Genomic DNA, 22,111 nt, shown 5'->3' on the forward strand with positions numbered 1-22,111 from the left:
CATAACTAATTATAGTATGCGCTGAACTATTAATAAAATACATATTTTCGATAGAACCTATTCCATAATGGAATAGGTCAACAAACTTTAATTTTTTAGTAAAATGCCACTATATAAAGGTCTAATTACTTGACTTATTGTGTATTTTTAGTATGTTATTCTCAGTCGAAAGACTACTTTTTATATTTTGTGGATAATTTTACTCTTTTTTGTTGTTTTTATTTCTTATTAATCTGTTATAATCAAATCTATCATTTAAAATTTCCTTGTTACACTCTGTCATTTTATAAAAAGTAAGAAAACTTAAAATTTTCAGAAATTTTAGACAAAAATATAAAGTTTTGTGCTAATATAATAAATATTCTAGAGATAACAAGCTAATCTTATAACTCAATATATTAGTAAGTGGAGGTTCATAATTATGGCCAGTTTTTTCAAAAATTTAACTCGAAAAGAAGATCCCACAATCTATCAAAATAAAGATGGTCATTTAAAACGTACATTACGCGTTCGAGATTTTCTTGCATTAGGTGTTGGTACGATTGTATCAACTGCAATTTTCACATTGCCTGGCGTTGTAGCGGCTGAACACGCAGGCCCTGCCGTTGCATTATCATTCTTACTTGCAGCGATTGTTGCAGGTTTAGTTGCCTTCTCGTATGCCGAAATGGCATCAACAATGCCTTTCGCCGGTTCAGCTTATTCTTGGATTAACGTTTTATTTGGAGAATTTTCAGGTTGGGTCGCAGGTTGGGCACTTTTAGCTGAATACTTTATTGCCGTAGCCTTTGTAGCATCCGGATTCTCAGCCAATCTAAGAGGACTCATTTCGCCATTAGGTATTGTATTACCTAAAGCATTATCGAATCCATTCGGAGCTGATGGTGGTGTCATTGATATCATCGCTGCTGTTGTAATCATTATTACAGCAATCATTTTATCACGTGGTATGTCTGAAACAGCACGTGTAGAAAACGTCTTAGTTATCTTAAAAGTATTTGCAATCGTATTATTCATTATCGTAGGTTTAACTGCTATCCAAGCATCAAACTATGTTCCGTTTATTCCAGAACATAAAGTGACTGAAAATGGTGATTTCGGTGGGTGGCAAGGTATTTATGCTGGGGTTTCTATGATATTCTTAGCTTACATTGGTTTCGACTCAATCGCTTCCAACTCTGCAGAAGCCATTAACCCACAAAGAACAATGCCTCGTGGTATTCTGGGTTCATTAGCTGTGGCATTAGTATTATTCGTAGGTGTAGCACTAGTATTGGTTGGTATGTTCCATTACTCTAAATATGCAGGTAATGCTGAACCTGTAGGTTGGGCACTTCGTCAAAGTGGCCACGGTATTATCGCCGCTGTCATCCAAGCTATTTCAGTAATCGGTATGTTCACTGCTTTAATTGGTATGATGTTAGCAGGATCACGTTTACTTTATTCATTTGGTCGTGATGGTTTATTACCATCTTGGTTATCAAAATTAAACCATAAACATTTACCAAACAGAGCACTTTTAATTCTAACAATTATCGGTGTATTAATTGGTTCAATGTTTCCATTCGCATTCTTAGCACAACTTATCTCTGCAGGAACATTAGTCGCATTTATGTTTGTGTCTCTTGCAATGTATCGTTTAAGAAAACGTGAAGGTAAAGATTTACCGGTACCATCGTTTAAAGTACCATTCTTCCCTGTATTACCAATAATCACATTTATTTTAGTATTACTTGTATTCTGGGGATTAAGTTTCGATGCTAAACTATATACTTTAATTTGGTTCGTAGTTGGTATCATCATCTATTTATGTTATGGTGTTCGACACTCTAAGAAAAATGAAGAAGAAGACTACATTGTACCGAAAGATTAATTTAATCAAGTAAACTAGAAGAGGCTGGGACATCATTCCCAGCCTCTTCTTTACGTATTACCAACCTTGACCATCAATATTATAGTTATCCAGTTGTCCATCTTGTAACGCTTGCAATGCATTCTCTATTGTATTTAACGCATAATCTAATTGTTCATACGTAATAACTAATGGAGGTTGGAAACGTAATACATTACCAGCTACTGCAATCAATACAAGACCATGATCAAAACAATAATTACATATTTTAAGTGCTTCTTCAGAAGCTCTCGTCTTAGCTTGTTTATTTGATACGATATCAATACCAATTGATAAACCTTTACCACGCACATCTCCAACGAAATCATAAGCATTCACCCATTGATCCATTCGCTTACGCACGTAAGCCCCTTTTTCAGAACTAGCAGTTAATAAATCTTCATCTTCAATCATACCCAATGTAGCTAAAGCCGCTTCACAACTTACAGGATTCGCACCAGTTGTAAATAGATGTGCCGGTGCCTCAAGTGTCTCTATGATTTCTTTACGCCCAATAATAGCTGACATCGGTAACCCACCTGCTAGTGATTTACCAAATGTAATTAAATCCGGTGTGAAATTAAAGTGATCAATTGAACTCCATGTCCCAGTTCGCCCTAACCCCTGTTGAATATCATCTACAGCAATTAGAATACCATGTTCACGGCATAACGTTTCTAATGCCTCAAAGTAACCATCTACAGGTTCTAATAGACCTCCGTCACCTTGGATTGTTTCTACAACAATACAAGCCACTTCTTCCGCTGGCACATATTTCGCAAACATTTCTTTTAATGGTGCAAGATACTCTTCAACTGTATTTGCATTTGGCTGCTCATACATCCCTCTATATTTATCAGGGAATGGAATATGATAAAATCCATTCAATAATGGCCCATAATGTTTGCGCATATTTAAACTAATGGCAGACATGGATAATGACCCAAATGTTGACCCATGATATGCATTTGTAAAACTAATAATGTAAGGGCGTCCCGTATAAGCTCTCGCAAATTTAATAATACCATCATTCGCATCAGACCCACTCAATCCAAACGTTACACGCTTTTCATAGTCACCTGGAGCAATTTTACATAGCTTTTTAGATAATTTCACTGCTGGTTCATGATACATATATGCTGGTGTATAATGAATAAATTTCTCAGCTTGTTTCTTAATCGCTTCGGTAACTGGTTTAGGTGCGTGTCCTACATTTTGTGAACTTGCACTTGATAATAAATCAATATATTCTTTACCATCCACATCTACTAGTGTCGCACCATAACCATGGTCAATGGCTAATGGATAGTATTTTATTCTCCCTGATGCGGCGAAGTATTTACCATCTTCATTAATTAATTCCTCTGCTTTACTCATATCGGCTCATCCTCCCAAGATAGACCATCCCTTTTGCTTCCCTCTATTTGAAAAGTTCTTCGGCCCTCTATATAAACACTATTTCAGTGATAATATTCAATATATTACTAATAATTGTCAGATTTGTAAATATTTTCTGAATAATCAAAAATAATTAAAGTTTGTAATTTTTGGTATTTATTATTTTCTTTTTAAAAAGAACCCACAAAGCAATTACTTTGCGGGTAGTTTAATATGGATAATTATTTACTTTCGTATGGAATTACGTCGTCTCCATACTCTTTCTTAATATAATCTTTAATTTCTTTCGATTGCATAACTTTTAATAATTCTTGGAACTTTTTATCTTTTTTATGTCCTTCTTGTACAGCAATAATATTGGCAAACGGAGATGATTTACCTTCCATAACAATTGCATCTTTAGAAGGTTTCAAACCATTATCGATGGCATAGTTAGAATTCATAATCACTGCTGCTCCTTCACCATTTTTATATGTCTTTGGTAAAAACTCAGCCCCTTGTTGATGATTGAATTTTAAATTCTTTTTATTTTCAGCGATATCTTCAAACTTAGCATCTTCAATTTTGACACCTTTTTTCAACTTAATGAGACCTTCATCTACAAAGAATGATAAAAATCGTCCCTCTTCCGCTGGATTATTTGAAACATAAATCGTTGAACCTTCAGGAATATCTTTTAGATTTTTATATTTTTTACTGTATACGCCCATTGGAGTTGTAAATACTTTACCTAATTCTTCTATTTTATATCCATGACTTTTCTTTTCAGCTTTTAAATAAGGTACATGTTGGAAGAAGTTGGCATCTACATCACCTTTATCTAATAATTTATTTGGCACTTTATAATCATTGACCTCTTTAACTTCTAAATCATAGCCTTTTTTCTTTAATTGTTCTTTAGCTTTCTTCAACACATCTCCATGGGGTGCAGGTGAAGCAGCAACCGTGATTTTTTTACTACCCTCTTTATCTTTGCCACATCCTGCCAATACAATAACTAAAACTAAAATACTTATCACACTTAACCATTTTTTCATGTATATCGACACCTCTTTTTTAATAATGATTCAATTACACTTCAACTCTTAAATAGTTAGAAGACATAAAAAATACTTTCTATTATTTAAGAGAAAGTATCGATAGACTTTCTCTTATCTCTTAAAGTATTGTCTACTTTATGTGAATTAGCACCATTTCGTTAAACGACGGTTGCTGGGCTTCTTAGGGCACATCCCTCCACCACTCTTGATAAGAGTTAACAAGTTTTATTGAATTGATACCATATTAGCATTGGATTTTGTCTTGGTCAATATAATTTTTAAAATATTCTAAATTTTTAAAATGTGTGATTCATCTTGCCATAGGGAATAGCTTGTTAAACATACTTAAAGGATGGATATTTATGATACGATACGGCTACCACTTTCTTAGCGCATTGCTAATTAGCATTTTATTATTACCTATAATGTTTATTATGGATGTCGTAACACACACGACGCACCTAACCTTGTTATTGATCAATATCGATTTCATTGCTGACCCAAATCAAACACCATTGATTTTAGAACTATTGATTCATATTGTCATTGGATTTTTAATTTATATCACATTTCTATTTATTTATAAATTTTTCAAACCTTTTTACAAAATAAGTTATTTATTACTGATCATCATTTTTCTAATATTATATCCATCACTTATTATGTTGGCACAACGTCCATTTTTCCAATTTAGTTGGACAGAATATGGTTTATGGATAATTGCACATTTGATTTTCACTGTTTGTATGGCATGGTCTATCCCTTACTTTTCTAAAAAGAAATGGTAAGTTAGCATCTTTGAATTTTCTATAACGATTGTTTATATTCATAAAAATTTTAATATTGTAAATCTAACTTTACAAATATGTCATTCTTTAAGCTAATTTAAAGTTTCAATATGGTTTACTTTAAAGCCCTATTTTAATTAATTCTGAGTGTTACACTAAAGCTGTAAACGATAAATAATGAAATGGGGTTTTCATTGTGATGAAGGTTTCTCTATTTGCGTCAACACTTATTTCAAGTACAGTATTATTAACTGCGTTTAGCGGACATCAAGCTTTTGCTGCTGATATCGTTACTAAGAATAACGCACAAGAGGTTGCTTCAGAGGCGTTATCAAATAGTGGAGGTAATCCAGATTTACAAAACTTTGGAAAAGCAATCGACAAAGGGGACTATTTTGAAATTAAAAGCCATAATAAAGCAAATGCTGGTTTAGGTGTTTATAAAGTTCATAAAAATGGCCAAGTCGAATATAAAAATGATAAATATAGTAAGTTTAATCAACTTCAAAGTGGAGAAACATATGTTGAACACGGTATTGCAAATGCTGCTGAATTAGATGATCAAAAGGAAGAAATATCTAAAATCAATTCTGTAGATTGTGCACGTGAATTAAATTCATATTATGTAGGTAACGTCAAATCCAACGAAGTGCCTTCGTCTCAATCAGTAAAAAAACAAGAAAACCATGATAGCACTAACTCTCAATCTTCATTACCTGAAACTGGTCATTCAGACAGTGAACAATCCACTCAATTATTAGGTAGCATTTTCTTATTACTAGGCGGTGCGTTAGTAGCTAAACAATCTCATAAAAAAATCTCATAGAAAAAAGCGAGATGACTTCAAAGTCATCTCGCTTTTTTATTATTGATTGCTGTTCCCATTCTCTTCATTACTATCTTTTTTATTGTCGTCTTTATTGTCTTGCTGTTTTGTATCATGCTCTACACCTTCTGGGTCACGTTCTTTCGCGCTACCTTTTTTAGGATTATAGTTTGCACCTTCAGTATATTCGTTACCCGCATTCCATAGTAAGAACTCATTCACACCATTATCTTTTAAAGCCTGAACTTGTTCAGATACTGCTTTCGCATCATAATCAATATAATTACCATGACCTAAATATGATGCTGTGAAATCTTGAATCCATGGACGAGAAATTGGTTTTTTCTTACCAAGTGAATCTAGTAAACTGTTTTCTTTTTGAATGTATCGATTTACTGTTTTGTATGGTTCTGTATCCGGAGCATCTAATCCAAAGTCACCGTTACTCCAATGTGAAGGATAAATCATTGATGAAATCGCATCTACATTTTCAGACATTTTAGGGAAACTTTGACCAATGCCTGGTGCGTTTTTAACTAATGCAGAATAGCCAAATACGTCTGCCGATACGTTAACACCCATTGGTTTCAACTCTTTATTAGCATGTTCTAAGAATTTTGTAATTGTATCAACACGTTGTTCACCTGAACTTAACTTGCTATTTTTGTAGTCACCCTTACTATAAGTTAAACTGTCTGCTTCATTTTCAAAGCCTTCTGGGAAACGTACATAGTCAAATTGGATGTCTTGGAATCCAGCTTTAGCTGCAGCTTTAGCGACAGTAATATCATAATCCCATACTTCCTTCATGAATGGGTTAACAAAGCTATCGCCTTTACCATTTGCCCAAACTGATCCATCACTTTCTTTAAATGACCATTCAGGATGTTCTTTAGCTAATTTAGTGTCCTTAAATGTAACGATACGAGCAATTGGATAAATATTGTTATCATGCAATTTTTTCAACAATTTCTTACCATCTACAATATTTAATGTGTTCTTATCCACTTGTTTATTTCCCGTGTTAAGTTTCATTGTGATATTACCTTCATCATCTTTAACATCGATAACCATTGTATTTAATTTAGAATCTTTAATGAACTTAATTAATTCATCAATCTTATCGCCTTGTGTCGAATTGCTTGTGACATAAATTCCTTTAACGCCATCTTTAGGGTAATCGACTTTATTCTCATTCTTGTTTTTGTCATTATTCTTTTTCAATTTCTCGCTTTGACTGTTAGTTTGTTCGTTCTTCTGGCTGTCCCCTTTTTGCCCGCTACTAGATGAATTATCACCATTACTGCACGCAGCGAGTAACAAAGCACTTGTTGTTAATACAGCAAATATTTTGTTCTTTTTCATTCCCTTAGCCTCCGAATATACTTTATAAGTATAAATAGGTTCTCATTATTTAGAATAGTAAGCGATTTAAATAGTTTAATTATCCTAAATAAGAGAACCTAACTTTCTTATAGAATAGCATACTTTATGAACTATTAATCAATATGGCAAAATTTTATATAATAAATTATCTAATATTTGCATGAATTTAATTTTTAAAAATTAATGATACACTGATTATGTTACAAGAGTTCTAAGATGAGAATTGTCTATCACGCATAAAAATAGAGTGTACAGAAAATGATTACTTTCTATACACTCTAATTTTCGTAATAAACTAGTTATAAATTGTTAAATCTTTATATTCATCATCAAAGAGCTTTTTTAGTAGAACTTCAATATTATCTTCGCAATAATAAAGTCCATCTTTTATATTTAATTCTGTATCTTTATCAGAATTCGTTAACCAAATGGTAGCCATATTAACATTTAATGCTCCCGTGATGTCATTTCTATAAGAATCTCCTATAAACAAGCACTCTTCAGGATTAACGTTTAGTCTAGACGTGACATTTAAAAATGCTTTAGGATCAGGCTTTTCGCAACCTATATTTTCAGATATAAAAATATTCTTTTCAAAAATTGATCTAATATCGAGATTATCAATTTTAGTGTTCTGTTCTTTAAGCTTTCCATTGGTAAGTATGGCGATGTTTACATTTTCTTTTAATGACATAAGTAAATCATTCATTTTTCTATTAACAGTTATACTAGACAGTAGCTTAGTAAAAAAGGATTCAAAATACTCGTTGGCTTCTTCTCGAGAAATATTTATATCAAAATGCTGTAAAGTTTTAATTAGCCTTAACTCTCGCAATTCATCTAAAGTAATAACCCCTTCATCATGCTGTTTCCAAAAGTATAAATCATATTTTTTAAATAATTTCATAAAGTAACTATAATCTATATCTTTAAATAACGTATACGCTTCAAACGTATCTTTATTCGCTTTTATCCATAATTTATTAAAAGAAAATAGCGTATTATCTAAATCAAAAATAACCAATTTAATTTTTTTAATCATTACTCACACGCCTTTTTAAATGAATGAAGGTTAAAAAACTCCCTACCTTTAAAATAAATGATAATATAAAACAAACTATTATTCACGTTTAATATAAATAGTTTGTTTTCTATCAGGTTTTTTATATCGTTAATAATAAGAAATTATGTTAAATATTTGTAGGTATTTTTTAACTAATGACCATCTTGATGATTATGTTATAAGTTTTTGAGACGTGAATTACTTATAAACCCATTTAATATGACCTTGCGTTTTCAGTTGTTGTAATTTGATGAATTCATTATTATTTTCAGGAAATTGCCACACATATTTTATAAATTCAAAACTAATTGTATTCGGATTACCCCCAATGCGATGTCATTTCAAATTGTGAATAATCACCCTTTTTATGACACGGTAAATACACTTCCATCTAGGTTCTTTTAACCATATAACGACAGTTGCTCTCTTCAACCTTAAAGGTAGTGTGTCCGAATAATTGCCATCAATAATCCAAGTATTTTTAGCAATAATTTGATTAAGCTGTTCAATTAATTCTTCTTGACTAATCATCATTTTGTTATCAATCCAATTGATGTTATCCATATGATATAAAGGTATGCCATACGTTTTATGTAAATGATGAGCTAATGTCGATTTACCAGAGCCTGGACTTCCAATAATTAAAATACGTTTTTCCATTTTTCCCTCACTTAATAAGATTAATTAACTTTATTATCGCTAAATGCGTCTAATTTATGAAACTATAAACTGTAAAATATGAATTTTCAATAAATATAAGTTTTATAACTTGAGAATGAGCTTTATTTTTATCATAATAAATATGAAAGTTAATTAAAGGAGTGAAAAGAGTAATGAATAAAGAACAATTAGAAAAAATGACAAATGGGAAAGGTTTTATCGCAGCATTAGACCAAAGTGGCGGTAGTACTCCTAAAGCATTAAAAGAGTATGGTGTAAACGAGGACGAATATAGCAATGATGACGAAATGTTCCAACTTGTGCACGATATGCGTACTAGAGTTGTAACTTCACCTTCATTCTCTCCAGACAAAATTTTAGGTGCTATCCTTTTCGAACAAACTATGGATCGTGAAGTTGAAGGCAAATACACTGGTGACTACTTAGCAGACAAAGGTGTTGTACCTTTCTTAAAAGTCGACAAAGGTTTAGCTGAACAACAAAACGGTGTTCAATTAATGAAACCTATCGATGATTTAAACGATACTTTAGACCGTGCGGTTGAACGTCATATCTTCGGTACTAAAATGCGTTCTAATATCTTAGAATTAAATGAACAAGGTATTAAAGATGTTGTTGAACAACAATTTGAATTCGCTAAAAAAATCATCGCTAAAGGTTTAGTACCAATCATTGAACCTGAAGTTAACATTAACGCTAAAGATAAAGCTGAAATTGAAGAAGTATTAAAAGCTGAACTTAAAAAAGGCTTAGATGCTTTAAACGATGATCAATTAGTAATGTTAAAATTAACTATCCCAACTAAAGCTAACTTATACAAAGAATTAGCAGATCATCCAAATGTTGTACGCGTGGTTGTATTATCAGGTGGTTACAGCAGAGACGAAGCTAACAAATTATTGAAAGACAATGATGAATTAATCGCAAGCTTCTCACGTGCATTAGCAAGTGACTTACGCGCTAGCCAATCACAAGAAGAATTTGATAAAGCATTAGGTGACGCAGTAGATTCAATCTACGACGCATCAGTAAATAAAAACTAAGGTGCGAAGAAAAGCGTTCAGGTCGTGAGCAATAACAAGCTATGAGCAAAAATCGCTCTTTGATTTTAGCGATTAGCGTATTATTGTCGAACGACCTGCTTTTCGTAGCCCGTTTATCACCAGGTGCGAAAGTGAGCGCTTAGGTTTTGACCAGAATCGAAAAGTGAGCAAAACTGTTCTTCAAGTTTTGTCGAACTTTGAGTATTTCTGCCGAAAAACCTGCTCACTGTAGCCCGTTTATCATTCCGGCGAGGTGCTCTACAACTTCACTCGAATATTTAAAAGCCGACTGGTTATTTCAACCGGCCGGCTTTTCTAATATTTATTATTTATAGAAACGTTCTAATTTTTGTTTAGTTTCCTCAATAAATACATTTAATTCTTTTTGTTTTTCTTCATCTTGTAATGCGCTTTGACTTGCTTTCATAAATCCATGGAATAATCCTTGTAATTGTTCACAAGATGCTTTCATTTGTTCAAAATCTGCACTTTTAAATTGTTCTAAGCGTTTTGTAAATTCATCTTGGTCTACATTCTCTTTTAAAAAAGTTTTACCTTCATCTGTAATTGTGTAGATTTTTTTGTTACCTTCTTTAGAAATCGGTACAAAGTCTCTATCTTGTAACATTTGTAATATTGGATAAACTGAACCAGGACTTGGTGAATAGAATCCTTTGAAACGTTCTTCTAAATCCTTAATGATTTGATAACCATGACGTGATTCCTCTTCTAACATTTGTAAAATTATAAATTGTAAATTTCCCTTTTTGAAGAATCTATCTCGACCTCCACCACGTCGTCCAAAACCACCAAATCCCGCAAAACCTTGTGGCCCTTTACTTCTACCAAATTGTTCAAAATGATCCATTCCTTATCTTATATCTTGCATATGTCTTCTAAACATTATTAAAATCACCTTTTCTTTTATATTTAATTAATCACTTTTTCGATATATCGTTATAAGTAAAGCGATATATCGAAATAATTTTAATAAAAATAAATACTACCCCAACAAACTCTGTCAGAATAGTATTTACGATTATTATTCATTATTAAATTCTTCGTTTGTGAGTTGATCGAGATTACCGAATAATGGTTTTCACTCTTCAATGGTATAATTCGAAATCAATCCCTTATACCAAAATGGATTTTTCTCAAGTAATGTCATTAAGACGTCTCGATTTTTAACTTTAAATATTAAATAAGCTTCCTTCTTATCTTTCCGCGCATTCACTGTAGGACCAGAAACGATTAAATGTCCTTGTTTGATTAATTTCTTCAAATATAAAACATGTGGAACAACATACTTTTTCCATCTTTTTAAATCAGTGCGTTCAAATTTTACGAGGTAGTGTTTCATCGAATGTCTCCTCTAAACGTGAATCAATACTTTACCAAATTTACCCCCAGTGATAACGGTATGGTATTGCCATATTTATCTCGTAAATAGTGTTCTACGTTTGCAAGTTGCTGTTCATCTAATTCCACTTCTACTTCTTTTAACCATTGTGGCAATTGTTGCATCACATCTTCAATTGGTTTGTCATTATGTTGCGTATGGCGTTCGATTAATGTTTCATAAGTATAATCATTAAAGTATAACAACTGTAATAAATAATACATATCCGCCGTCATAGGTTGACTTTCTTCATCTAAAAATACCACGACTTCATCGACAATTGAGTTTTCCTTAGGTCCTGCAATTAAACTGACATAAACATATTTCTGTGCAATATCGATTGCCTTGCTAACCGCTTCCCACGTCGTCACTGCTGGACACATTGACGCAAAACTAATTCATGCTGCCCTAATTCTTCTAGCCGAGCATCTTCAAACGATTGATTTAATGTTTTAAGTGCTACACCGTAATGATTTGCATTATTTTTAACATGTCATGTAAAATTGGCGATGCTTCCAACGCTGTAACTTTAGCACCTTCTTTAGCAAACGGGACACTAAACACTCCTGACGCAACCCCTATGTCTAATACACTTAAATTACTAAATCGACCTGTTTGTTGCTCAATCCAATTCATAATCCGTTTCGTACGTTGCTGGCTTTCTTCAGTAAAAGAATTTTTATTAAAGTTTTCTGCCCACTTTTCAAAACCTGGTGCCGATGGATTACCTAAACCTGCACGTTTCATCCTTTTATCCTGAGTATTAGGGTCAGCTTCCCACGCTTTCTCCCAATATTGATTACTAAATCTATCTTTTGTCATAAGTAATCTCCTTTTTATTTGATACCCTCATCTTAACCACTCTTGTATAGTTCATAAACTAATGCGCATTCTCATTAAAAAAAGCTTTCAACCAATCCAAAGCAAGTTAGCTACGCTTTGAAAATGATTTAAAGCTTATGTTGTATTCTGTTATTCCTAATAATTTCAAAAGTTACAGTTTCTATATTGATTTTCTTACTGAAGGTGAAGCGCCGCAATTGGATCTCAATCCAAATGATCCTTGTATGCGTCATGATTTGACCTTTTACACTAATAAAGGGATAGCATTCGATTATTAGAAGATTGTTTACCATTATGAATATGCTAACTTCTTTATCCCTATAGAAAGTTAGAAAAAGAGTCGCTTGAGCTATAACTCTCAAGCGACTCTTATTTATTAAAACATCTTACTTAGCGTCTTCATAGTATCCTAATTCAAGATCTTTAGACGTTTGACGACGTATTTTTCTCATTAATTCAACATCTTCAATTAATGATTGACCGTATGATGGAATCATTTTTTTAATTTTAGCATTCCATTGGCCGATTTGTTCTGGGAAGTTTTTCTCAAGAACTTCTAAAGCTACTGATACTGAAGTTGATGCCCCTGGTGATTCACCAAGTAAAGCAATTACTGAATGGTCTTCAGAGTTAACCACTTCTGTACCGAATTGAATAAATCCTTTACCTTCTTTTTCAGTGTCTTTAATTACTTGTACACGTTTACCTGCTGTGTATAATTCCCAATCTTCATCACGAGCTTCAGGGTAGAATGTACGTAAGTGGTTCATACAGCCCTCTTTAGTCATGATAATTTGATCAAATGAATATTTAATCAATGGTAAGTTTTTAACTGCAGCAGCTAACATCGTTGTAATATTATAAGGTTTAATAGATTTAAATAAATCTAAGTTTGAGCCATTTTTAAGGAATTTAGGTCCAACGTTCGCAAATGGTCCAAATAATAAAGTACGTTTACCTTCAATGTAACGTGCATCAAGGTGAGGTACTGTCATTGGTGGCGTGCCTGGTGGTTCTTTACCATATACTTTCGCATCATGTGCTTCAATCACTTGTGGATTAGTACATGTTAAGAATTGACCAGTAATAGGGAATCCACCTAAATGTTTACTTTCAGGGATACCTGTTTTTTGTAGTAATGGAATTGCAGCACCGCCTGCACCAATGAATACATAGTCAGTAACTTCTTCAAATACGTTACCAGTTTTAAGATCTTTGATTTTAACTTGCCATTTACCATTTGATAAACGTTCAAAGTCAAGTACTTGGTGACTATATTTAACTTCAACATGCTCGTCTAATTCTAAGTGACGTGACATTTTACGTGTTAATTCACCAAAGTTAACGTCAGTACCTTCGTCGATTTTACTAGCGGCCATTTTGCCGTCATCAACGCGACCTTGCATCATTAATGGAATCCATTTTCTCATTACTTCAATGTCTTCAGTATATTCGATGTTATCGAACATTGGTGATTGTTTCATTGCTTCGTAACGTTTCTTCAAGAATTCTTTATTGTTAACGCCTCTAACAAAACTAATGTGTGGAAGAGGATTAATAAATTCTCTTGGATTCTCGATATGTCCTGCTTTCACTAAGTGACTCCAGAACTGTTTTGAAATTTCAAATTCTTCGTTGATTTCTTTTGCTTTATCAATGTCAATTGAACCATCAGGTTGTTGAACAGTATAGTTCAATTCACAAAGTGCAGCATGACCAGTACCAGCGTTGTGGCGTTCATTAGAACTTTCTAGACCTGGTCGATCCATACGTTCATAAAGCTTGATATTCCAATTAGGCTCAAGCTCATTTAACATAGAACCAAATGTTGTACTTAAGACACCCGCACCAATTAAAATGACATCTTTTGATTCTGCCATGGTTGTACACCTCTCCAAATTTATTAGTTAACAACTAAAAAGTTATTACTTACTACTCTTTCTCCCTAATATAAAGTAATATCTTTTTATATTAAGATTGTTAAGCCTTTCATTTCTATGTTAAAACAAATATGGTAAATTGTAAATTGGAGAACCTTAATTAAAATTATTTTTTTATATAAAATTGAAAGTATTAACGCTACCTAATTTTAAAATAAAAATACTTAGTTACAAATATGCAACTAAGTGTTTTTATTTATCGACTTTCTACTATCTAAACTGCAATCTAAAACTTCTTTCCTCTTGCAATTACAATTTAGGTTGTAAAAACTTCTCAATATAGAATGCTGACTCTTCAATCGATTTATATTCCGTATTGATAACAGTCGCATTTAATTTCTTAAAGACTTCCTCAGCATATACAAGTTCTTTCTTAATACGATCCAAGTTATTGTATCGTGATTCACTAGATAAACCTAACGTTTCCGCACGATTCTTTCGTATGTTTGCAATATACTGTGGACTCGCAGTTAATCCAAATACTTTTAACCCTTTTTGTTTATAAACATTATCAGGAATTTCAATTTCAGGTACCAATGGAATATTAGCTATTTTATAACCTTTGTTAGCTAAATACATACTTAATGGTGTTTTAGATGTTCGTGACACACCAACAATTAATGCATCCGCTTCACCTATATCAGTAAAATGTTTACCATCATCGTATTTAACAGAGTATTCAATCGCTTCAATACGCTTGAAATATTCATCATTTAATTTACGTAACGCACCACTCTCCATAAGCGGTTGACTGTGTGTTACCTTCTCAATAATGCTGATTAAATCAGACATGTAGTCAACATAAGGAATATCATGTTCATGTGCAAATTGATGTCCCAATGCATTAAAAGATTCACTTACTAACGTCGTCGCTACAATCGCATGTTGTTCACGTGCTAAATTTAAAATATTTAAGAATTCCTCTTCATCTTTAATATATGGAAATTTCTTAATTTCAACATTATGCAAATCAGGGAATTGTGTTAATGTTGCATGAATCATTCGTTGTGCTGTTTCGCCAATGGAATCTGATACGATAAATAACTTTAGAATTTGTTCATTTGATTGAGTTTCGTTCACTTTACTGCTCGCTTTCCTCCGCTTGACTCTGAGCTGTTGCTAAAATTGCACCTGGAACTCGGAATGGTGAGCATGAAACATAGTCTATAGCTAATTGATTGAAGCGACGGATAGACTTAGCATCTCCACCTAATTCACCACATACACCGATTTTGATTTTCGGATTCACTTTTTTAGCTTGTTCAACTGCAATCTCGATTAATTTTCCGACACCGTCTCTATCTAACGTTTGGAATGGGTCAAGCTTCAATATATTACTTTCAGTATACACATTTATAAATTTACCTGCATCATCTCTTGAGAAGCCAAATGTCAATTGCGTTAAATCATTTGTACCGAAACTAAAGAAATCACAATGTTTTGCTAATTCATCTGCTATTAAACATGCGCGCGGCGTTTCAATCATTGTACCAATTAAATATGGTACGCTGTCACCTTGTTCATCCTCTAATTGTTCAATGGTTTTAACCAATTTCTCTTTAAGAGTTGTGAATTCTTCCACAGTTGATACTAGGGGAATCATAATTTCAGGTTTACATGTTATACCCTCTTTTTTAAGTTTTAATACGCTTCCCATAATCGCTTCAACTTGCATTTCATATAACTCAGGGTATGTGATTGCAAGTCTACAACCACGATGTCCTAGCATTGGATTCACTTCATGAAGATCTACAATGCGTTTATTCAATACTTCTTTAGGAATGTTGAGTTGTCGTGCTACATTTTCAACATCTTCATCAGAATTAGGTAAAAACTCATGCAAAGGTGGGTCAAGCAAACGGACAATTGTAGGACGCTCTCCAGATAATCGGAATATTGCTTCAAAGTCTTCTACTTGATACTTACGAATATTATTCAAAGCTTCTACTCGTTGTTCATATGAAGATGAAAGAATAAATCGTCGCATTTCAACTAAACGTTCTGCTCCGAAGAACATATGCTCCGTACGAACTAAACCAATACCTTTAGAACCAAAGTCATAACCCGCTTTAATATCTTGAGGCGTCTCTGCGTTCATTCGAACATTCAAGCGTGCAATATCCTCTGACCATTCCATAAATTGAGTGAACTCTTCACTGTGTTCAGCACTGACTGTTTCAATCTCACCTATGTAGATGTCACCTTTAGAACCATCAACTGAAATTGTATCGCCTTCATGAAGTTCCCCACCATCATAGTAAACTGTCTTTGCTACAGTATTGATTTCTAAATCCGAACAACCTGTCACACAACATTTACCCATACCACGAGCTACAACTGCTGCGTGAGATGTCATACCTCCGTGTGTTGTTACGATTGCTTCACTCGCAATCATACCTTCTATATCTTCAGGAGACGTTTCCGGACGCATTAAGATAACTTTCTTACCTGCATCAGCTTGTGCCTTAGCATCTTCAGCTGAAAATACAATTTGCCCTGTAGCTGCCCCTGGACTTGCAGGTAAACCTATTTTTGAAATTTCAGTCGCTTGTTTTAATGCTTTTTCATCAAAATTAGGATGTAATAATTGGTCGATTGATTTCACATCAACATTTGACATCGCTTCTTCTTTTTTAATGACACCTTCATCTACTAAATCTACTGCTATTTTAATTGCTGCACGTGCCGTACGTTTACCATTACGAGTTTGTAATAAGTATAACTTTCCATTTTCAATTGTAAATTCAATATCTTGCATATCTTTATAATGCTGTTCAAGTTGTTTCGTTACTTCAACAAATTCTTGATGTACATCAGGCATTTGATCGTGTAAAGTTGAAATGTCTTTTGGTGTACGGATACCAGCTACGACATCTTCACCCTGTGCATTTAATAAATATTCACCAAATAATTTATTTTCTCCGCTCACAGGATTACGAGTAAATGCAACACCTGTTCCACTATTATTACCACTATTACCAAATACCATTTCTTGGATATTAACAGCAGTACCTATGTCATGTGGAATATCATTTAAATCACGATAAATTCGTGCACGGTCATTATCCCAAGACTTAAAGACCGCTTCGATTGCTTCTTCTAATTGTTTCAAAGGTTCTTGAGGGAACGGTTTATAAACTTCTTCCATATAAATGTCTTTGAAACGTTCACAAATTTCTTGTAAACCTTCAGCTGTAATTGCAGCGTCATTTTCAAAGTTGTGACGTTGTTTATAATCTTCAAAATATGTATCAAATGCTTGCATCGGAACGTTGTATACCACTTCACCGAACATTTGTAGTAATCGACGGTAACAGTCATATGCAAAGCGAGCATCACCTGTTTTATCTGCAAGTTTCTTTACGTTATCATCATTTAATCCCAAGTTAAGAATTGTATCCATCATACCAGGCATCGATATTTTCGCACCGCTTCGTACAGATACAAGTAATAAGTTAGCATCTGATGAGAATGCTTTCCCAGTTCTCTCTGAAAAGTCAACAAGATGATCAATTAATTGTGTTTTTACATCAGTTGATAATGATTTGCCTTGCCTTAAGTATTCAATACAAGCGGCAGTTGTTATTGTAAAACCGTCTGGCACAGGTAAACCTAAACGTTTCATTTCAGATAGGTTAGCACCTTTACCTCCAAGTAAATCTTTCATCGATTTTTGTCCTTCATCAAAAGCATAAATATATTTCGTCATTATAATGTCACCTCAATTAATTATTATGTCATACTAATTATTATTAAGTATGTCATACAATCGAAATAAATACAATTAAAAACATCACATTACGTTTCAAGATTTATAAAAAAGACACAATTAAAGCATAAAACGGCCTTATGAGAATAACTAAAAGTCTGTTTTGCACGCTTTAATTGTGTCATACTATTTATATATTATTCAGTTTAAGTGATATGATTTTGAAAATAATTAGTAGCAAATGTCTTAAATGACGACGCTACTTCTGTAAAGTAATGAGATTTTTATAAGCTAAACCAATCTCCCGATAACAATGTTCATTGTTAATAGGTATTGCTACAATTTGCTTATCCAAATTTCTTAAAGCTTGTTTAGGTGTGAATGAGATGCCTATATTCATAGCTACTAGTTTTAAGATAGCGCTCGAATCCTCAACCTCTACTTGATAATTAGGAACAATCCCTTCTTGTTTTAAAATGTGATCTATCGTATCTCGAAAACTATAACCTTCAATTTGACCTATCAATCGTTCATCTTTAATTTGTGTTAATTCAAGAGAAGTACATTGAGAGAGAGGATGTTCTTTACTAACAGTTAAATAAATATCATCTTGTATGATAGGTTCCCAACTAATATCGCGATGTTCAATTTTAAAAGATGATATAGCAAAATCTACTTCGTTATTTAAAATCAAATGAGTTGCCCGTTCAGATATTGCTGGATATTGCTTAATTTTAATATTGGGATGTCGTGACACGTAATTTTGAATGAGTAATGGCATGACATGTGGAAATGTTACTGCAAAAGTAACTTGACCACTTTCTAAAGAAACTAATCAAAAGGTATATGGTTATGTTTTAGACGTTTCTAAAGAAGCTAGTGTTGATGAAACATTTACACATATTAAGCGTGATATTGGTAAATTAGACATACTCATTAATTGTGCGGGTATAACTGGTGCAGGTAAAACGACAGACCAACTCACTGAAGAAGAATGGGTTCAAGTATTTGCAGTCGATGTAAAAGGCGTATTCTTCTGTACTAAACATGCTGTACCACTCTTACGTGAAAACGGTGGCGGTTCAATCGTCAACTTCTCATCTATCTTAGGTTTAGTCGGTACAGATGAACTCACACCATACGCAGCTGCTAAAGGTGATGTTACAAATATGACACGACAAGATGCCATCAGTTTTGGTAAAGATCACATTCGTGTTAACTATGTACATCCAGGTACAATATTAACACCTTTAGTGAAAAAAACTCGTTGCAGAAACAGAAGGTGGTTTAGAGGCCTATACTGCTAAAATGTCTGAACGCCACCCTATTGGCTATTTAGGTGAACCTGTAGACGTTGCCAATGCAGTATTATTCTTAGCGAGTGATGAAGCTCGATTTATTACAGGTGCGGCATTAACTGTAGACGGTGGATATACTGCAAGATAATATGCTTCATCAATTGGTATCGATTACTCAATCAAATACAAACTTATACACAAAAATAACACCTCGTTAGATGACCAAAGCAATTAACGAGGTTTCTTTTATACATTGAAATCGATATTATTTAAATCCATTTTCTTTATTATATTTCTCACGTTCAGCATCGCGTAATTCAACACGACGGATTTTACCTGAATTTGTTTTAGGTAATGAGTCTACAAATTCAATTGCACGTGGGTATTTATATGGTGCTACTTCATTCTTCGCAAAAGTTTGTAATTCTTTAACAAGGTCATCATTACCTTGATAATTATCTTGTAAAATAACGAATGCTTTAACAATGTTGCCTCGAATTTCATGAGGACTTGCTACAACAGCACATTCTTTAACGACCGGGTGATTTGTTAAGGCATCTTCAACTTCAAACGGTCCAATCGTATAGCCTGAACTGATGATAATATCATCTCGTCGACCTTCAAACCAGAAATAGCCATCTTCATCTATATGCGCTAAGTCTCCAGTAATGTAATAGTCACCCGCTTGAGCTGCTTTCGTACGTTCTTCATCTTTATAATAACCTTTAAACAAACCAGGGAAATCAAGTGGCAAAGCAATATTTCCTTTAACATTTGTTTCAACCGGTTGTCCTTCATCATCAACAATAGTAACACGGCTACCTGGGATTTCTTTACCCATTGAACCTGGTCGTGATTTAGTGTCTTTTAAGAACCCGATTAATAAAGTACTCTCTGTTTGTCCATAACCATCACGCACCGTTAAATTAAAGTTATTGCGGAATTGTTCTACAACTTCACGGTTTAATGGCTCTCCTGCTGATACAGCACTGTGAAGGTGTTCTAAGTTATATTCTTGTAAATTGTCTAATTTCGCCATCATACGATATTCTGTTGGTGTACAACATAAGACATTGATTTCAAAGCCTTGTAGTAATTCAAGATAACGAGAAGGGTTGAATTTACCATTATAAACAAATGCTGTTGCGCCTGAACCCATAATTGATAAGAAAGGACTCCATACCCATTTTTGCCAACCTGGTGCAGCTGTCGCCCACACTAAGTCGTCTTCTTTAATACATAACCAATGTTCTGGCGCCATTTTCATGTGTGCAAAGCCCCAACCATGAGAATGTGTAACAGCCTTAGGATTTCCTGTCGTTCCAGATGTATATGATAAGATGGCTAAATCGTCTCTTGAAGTTTTTTCAATATCTAACGTATCACTTTGTGATGCTTTTTCATCTTCAATATTAATCCAGTCCGTTTCGTGTCCGTCAATAATAAATTTCGTTAATGCGTCATACTCTTTAACGCCTTTGAACTCTTCAATAAAATCAGATTTAGCAATTACTGCTTTAATCTCACCATGTGCAATTCGATATTGTAAATCTTTAGTTCTTAGCATTTCTGAACTAGGAATAATCGCAATACCCAGTTTTAATGCAGCAAGATAAAGTTCATATGTCATAATTGCTCTCGGCATCATGATTAATACTTTATCACCTTTTTTAAGTCCATGATTTAATAAGACATGTCCCACTTTATTGGCATTTTTAATTAATTCTGAATATGTCACTGTAATTGGTTCGTCTACCCCATTTTCATAAATTAGGGCTTTCTTCGATGTATTAGAAGCATGTTTCTCTATTTCAGAAACAATATTGTAAGTCTCTGGTGCTAATAAACTTGAATTATCCATTACTATACTCCCTTTCAGTTCGACCTTATTTATTATCTTATCAAACGCTTTAGTCTGATGAAATCAAAATAATTTATGTAAACGTTTTTACAATTTGATTTGAAATTGAAAAAGATTAAGCACATATGTCGATAACAATGACATTGGCTTAATCTTTATATCTGTACTAGAAAATATGACTTAAATCTAATTTTGACTCTAAACCAGATAGCTCAATACGCACATTATAAGATAAATCACGATTAACAATGTTGTGATCAACACCACGTTCAGTGCCTCTATGTTTATGGGTTTGACTATATTCATTAGAATTCTGCCAATCATAAAATGCCTGACGTTCTTCCCATAAAGTTAAAATAATATAGTGTCGTCCTGCTACTTGTGGAAGTAAAAATCTTAAAGCTTTAAATCCTGGAACATTTTTCAAGTATTTAGGACGTTCTAAGAATTTCTTCTCGAATTCATCTTCCATACCTTCATTAATAAATAAATGATTTAACACACAAAAAGAATCATTTGATAAATCATCAATCACTTCTAACACATCATATTGATGTTCATCATTATTTTTCTTTATTGAAATCGTGTTATCTCCTTTTTCTTCTACTACATAAGTTTTGTAAAAATCTTTTAAAATCATGATTCTTATCCTTCATTTCTAAACTAGCACTGAGCTACTATTAAATTTGTATATCTATATGCGTTCTGTCATTATAATTGGCTTTGTTCATAAAGCGAGATAGAACGCTTTACGATTTCTAAAAATTCGTGGTCCAATGTTGTAATTTTCGTAAAATAACTAAGTATGTTATCAGAAACTCGTTCGTACTTAGGAAAATGCTGATCTTGGTTAATCCGATGTGCAAGTTCTCCTAAAGGGGTTTGGTCACCAATAAATCCTTGCATAAATTCGTAAAAACTCATTATCTCACCCCAGTGTTTAGA

19 protein-coding genes, 3 pseudogenes and 1 riboswitch are annotated in these 22,111 nt (G+C 33.3%); of the genes and pseudogenes, 6 read left to right on the forward strand and 16 right to left on the reverse strand.

Annotated elements, in window-relative coordinates:
- Window positions 1-421: 421 nt before the first annotated feature.
- On the forward strand, window positions 422-1,873 hold the full coding sequence (locus BDW31_RS00125; protein ID WP_053024554.1) for an APC family permease: 1,452 nt from the start codon (window positions 422-424) through the stop codon (window positions 1,871-1,873).
- Between the two features lie 57 nt (window positions 1,874-1,930).
- On the opposite strand, the gene BDW31_RS00130 is transcribed toward BDW31_RS00125, so the two are convergent.
- Both BDW31_RS00130 and BDW31_RS00135 read right to left on the reverse strand, forming a co-directional pair.
- Complete coding sequence (locus BDW31_RS00130) at window positions 1,931-3,268, reverse strand: aspartate aminotransferase family protein (protein ID WP_037551541.1); 1,338 nt, start codon at window positions 3,266-3,268, stop codon at window positions 1,931-1,933.
- A 242-nt stretch (window positions 3,269-3,510) separates the two neighbouring features.
- A complete protein-coding gene (locus BDW31_RS00135; RefSeq protein ID WP_053024555.1) occupies window positions 3,511-4,326 on the reverse strand; it encodes a MetQ/NlpA family ABC transporter substrate-binding protein in 816 nt (271 codons plus the stop codon).
- A 111-nt stretch (window positions 4,327-4,437) separates the two neighbouring features.
- A riboswitch (SAM riboswitch) is annotated at window positions 4,438-4,544 on the reverse strand.
- Between the two features lie 147 nt (window positions 4,545-4,691).
- Here BDW31_RS00135 and BDW31_RS00140 point away from each other — a divergent pair.
- Window positions 4,692-5,117, forward strand: a complete 426-nt coding sequence (locus BDW31_RS00140) for a hypothetical protein (protein WP_053024556.1) — start codon at window positions 4,692-4,694, stop codon at window positions 5,115-5,117.
- Between the two features lie 199 nt (window positions 5,118-5,316).
- Entirely contained in the window at window positions 5,317-5,943 is a 627-nt protein-coding gene (locus tag BDW31_RS00145; protein ID WP_245151294.1) for a cell surface protein, read from the forward strand.
- A 39-nt stretch (window positions 5,944-5,982) separates the two neighbouring features.
- On the opposite strand, the gene BDW31_RS00150 is transcribed toward BDW31_RS00145, so the two are convergent.
- The 3 genes from BDW31_RS00150 to BDW31_RS00160 form a co-directional block, all read right to left on the reverse strand.
- Window positions 5,983-7,308: a putative glycoside hydrolase gene (locus BDW31_RS00150; protein WP_053024558.1), complete on the reverse strand. Its 1,326-nt coding sequence runs from the start codon at window positions 7,306-7,308 to the stop codon at window positions 5,983-5,985.
- A gap of 316 nt (window positions 7,309-7,624) precedes the next feature.
- Window positions 7,625-8,371, reverse strand: a complete 747-nt coding sequence (locus tag BDW31_RS00155; RefSeq protein WP_053024559.1) for an HAD family hydrolase — start codon at window positions 8,369-8,371, stop codon at window positions 7,625-7,627.
- Between the two features lie 357 nt (window positions 8,372-8,728).
- Window positions 8,729-9,052: an AAA family ATPase gene (locus BDW31_RS00160; protein ID WP_240556881.1), complete on the reverse strand. Its 324-nt coding sequence runs from the start codon at window positions 9,050-9,052 to the stop codon at window positions 8,729-8,731.
- A gap of 173 nt (window positions 9,053-9,225) precedes the next feature.
- On the opposite strand from BDW31_RS00160, the gene BDW31_RS00165 reads away from it, so the two are divergent.
- Complete coding sequence (locus BDW31_RS00165) at window positions 9,226-10,116, forward strand: fructose bisphosphate aldolase (protein WP_053024560.1); 891 nt, start codon at window positions 9,226-9,228, stop codon at window positions 10,114-10,116.
- Between the two features lie 325 nt (window positions 10,117-10,441).
- On the opposite strand, the gene BDW31_RS00170 is transcribed toward BDW31_RS00165, so the two are convergent.
- The 8 genes and pseudogenes from BDW31_RS00170 to BDW31_RS00205 all read right to left on the reverse strand — a co-directional run.
- Complete coding sequence (locus tag BDW31_RS00170) at window positions 10,442-10,984, reverse strand: PadR family transcriptional regulator (protein ID WP_258365711.1); 543 nt, start codon at window positions 10,982-10,984, stop codon at window positions 10,442-10,444.
- Window positions 10,985-11,215: 231 nt separating this feature from the next.
- On the reverse strand, window positions 11,216-11,476 hold the full coding sequence (locus BDW31_RS00175) for a YciI family protein (protein ID WP_053024561.1): 261 nt from the start codon (window positions 11,474-11,476) through the stop codon (window positions 11,216-11,218).
- A gap of 23 nt (window positions 11,477-11,499) precedes the next feature.
- Window positions 11,500-11,886, reverse strand: a complete 387-nt coding sequence (locus BDW31_RS12600) for a hypothetical protein (protein WP_240556880.1) — start codon at window positions 11,884-11,886, stop codon at window positions 11,500-11,502.
- Between the two features lie 88 nt (window positions 11,887-11,974).
- The gene (locus BDW31_RS12605) at window positions 11,975-12,337 is read right to left on the reverse strand and encodes a class I SAM-dependent methyltransferase (RefSeq protein ID WP_240556879.1); all 363 of its coding nucleotides are present in this window, start codon (window positions 12,335-12,337) and stop codon (window positions 11,975-11,977) included.
- Window positions 12,338-12,744: 407 nt separating this feature from the next.
- Complete coding sequence (lqo, locus tag BDW31_RS00190; protein ID WP_053024562.1) at window positions 12,745-14,238, reverse strand: L-lactate dehydrogenase (quinone); 1,494 nt, start codon at window positions 14,236-14,238, stop codon at window positions 12,745-12,747.
- A gap of 309 nt (window positions 14,239-14,547) precedes the next feature.
- Window positions 14,548-15,378: a pyruvate, water dikinase regulatory protein gene (locus BDW31_RS00195; RefSeq protein WP_011274768.1), complete on the reverse strand. Its 831-nt coding sequence runs from the start codon at window positions 15,376-15,378 to the stop codon at window positions 14,548-14,550.
- A gap of 1 nt (window position 15,379) precedes the next feature.
- On the reverse strand, window positions 15,380-18,007 hold the full coding sequence (ppdK, locus tag BDW31_RS00200; protein ID WP_053024563.1) for a pyruvate, phosphate dikinase: 2,628 nt from the start codon (window positions 18,005-18,007) through the stop codon (window positions 15,380-15,382).
- 259 nt (window positions 18,008-18,266) lie between these two features.
- Window positions 18,267-18,815: pseudogene (locus tag BDW31_RS00205) on the reverse strand (LysR family transcriptional regulator substrate-binding protein); the annotation flags it as partial.
- A 70-nt stretch (window positions 18,816-18,885) separates the two neighbouring features.
- Here BDW31_RS00205 and BDW31_RS12895 point away from each other — a divergent pair.
- A pseudogene (locus tag BDW31_RS12895) lies at window positions 18,886-19,314 on the forward strand (SDR family NAD(P)-dependent oxidoreductase); the annotation flags it as partial.
- Window positions 19,304-19,453, forward strand: a pseudogene (locus tag BDW31_RS12550) (SDR family oxidoreductase); the annotation flags it as partial. The pseudogenes BDW31_RS12895 and BDW31_RS12550, both read left to right, overlap by 11 nt.
- Window positions 19,454-19,570: 117 nt before the next feature.
- On the opposite strand, the gene mbcS reads toward BDW31_RS12550, so the two are convergent.
- The 3 genes from mbcS to BDW31_RS00225 all read right to left on the reverse strand — a co-directional run bounded on the left by mbcS (window position 19,571) and on the right by BDW31_RS00225 (window position 22,090).
- A complete protein-coding gene (mbcS, locus tag BDW31_RS00215; protein ID WP_053024565.1) occupies window positions 19,571-21,166 on the reverse strand; it encodes an acyl-CoA synthetase MbcS in 1,596 nt (531 codons plus the stop codon).
- Window positions 21,167-21,332: 166 nt separating this feature from the next.
- Window positions 21,333-21,806, reverse strand: a complete 474-nt coding sequence (locus BDW31_RS00220; RefSeq protein ID WP_053024566.1) for an antibiotic biosynthesis monooxygenase family protein — start codon at window positions 21,804-21,806, stop codon at window positions 21,333-21,335.
- Between the two features lie 71 nt (window positions 21,807-21,877).
- Window positions 21,878-22,090 (reverse strand): YozE family protein, encoded by a 213-nt coding sequence (locus BDW31_RS00225; protein ID WP_053024567.1) that lies wholly within the window; start codon window positions 22,088-22,090, stop codon window positions 21,878-21,880.
- Window positions 22,091-22,111: the final 21 nt, after the last annotated feature.

Origin of the sequence: Staphylococcus sp. AtHG25, from assembly GCF_003217445.1 — a bacterium.
Lineage (GTDB): Bacteria > Bacillota > Bacilli > Staphylococcales > Staphylococcaceae > Staphylococcus > Staphylococcus haemolyticus.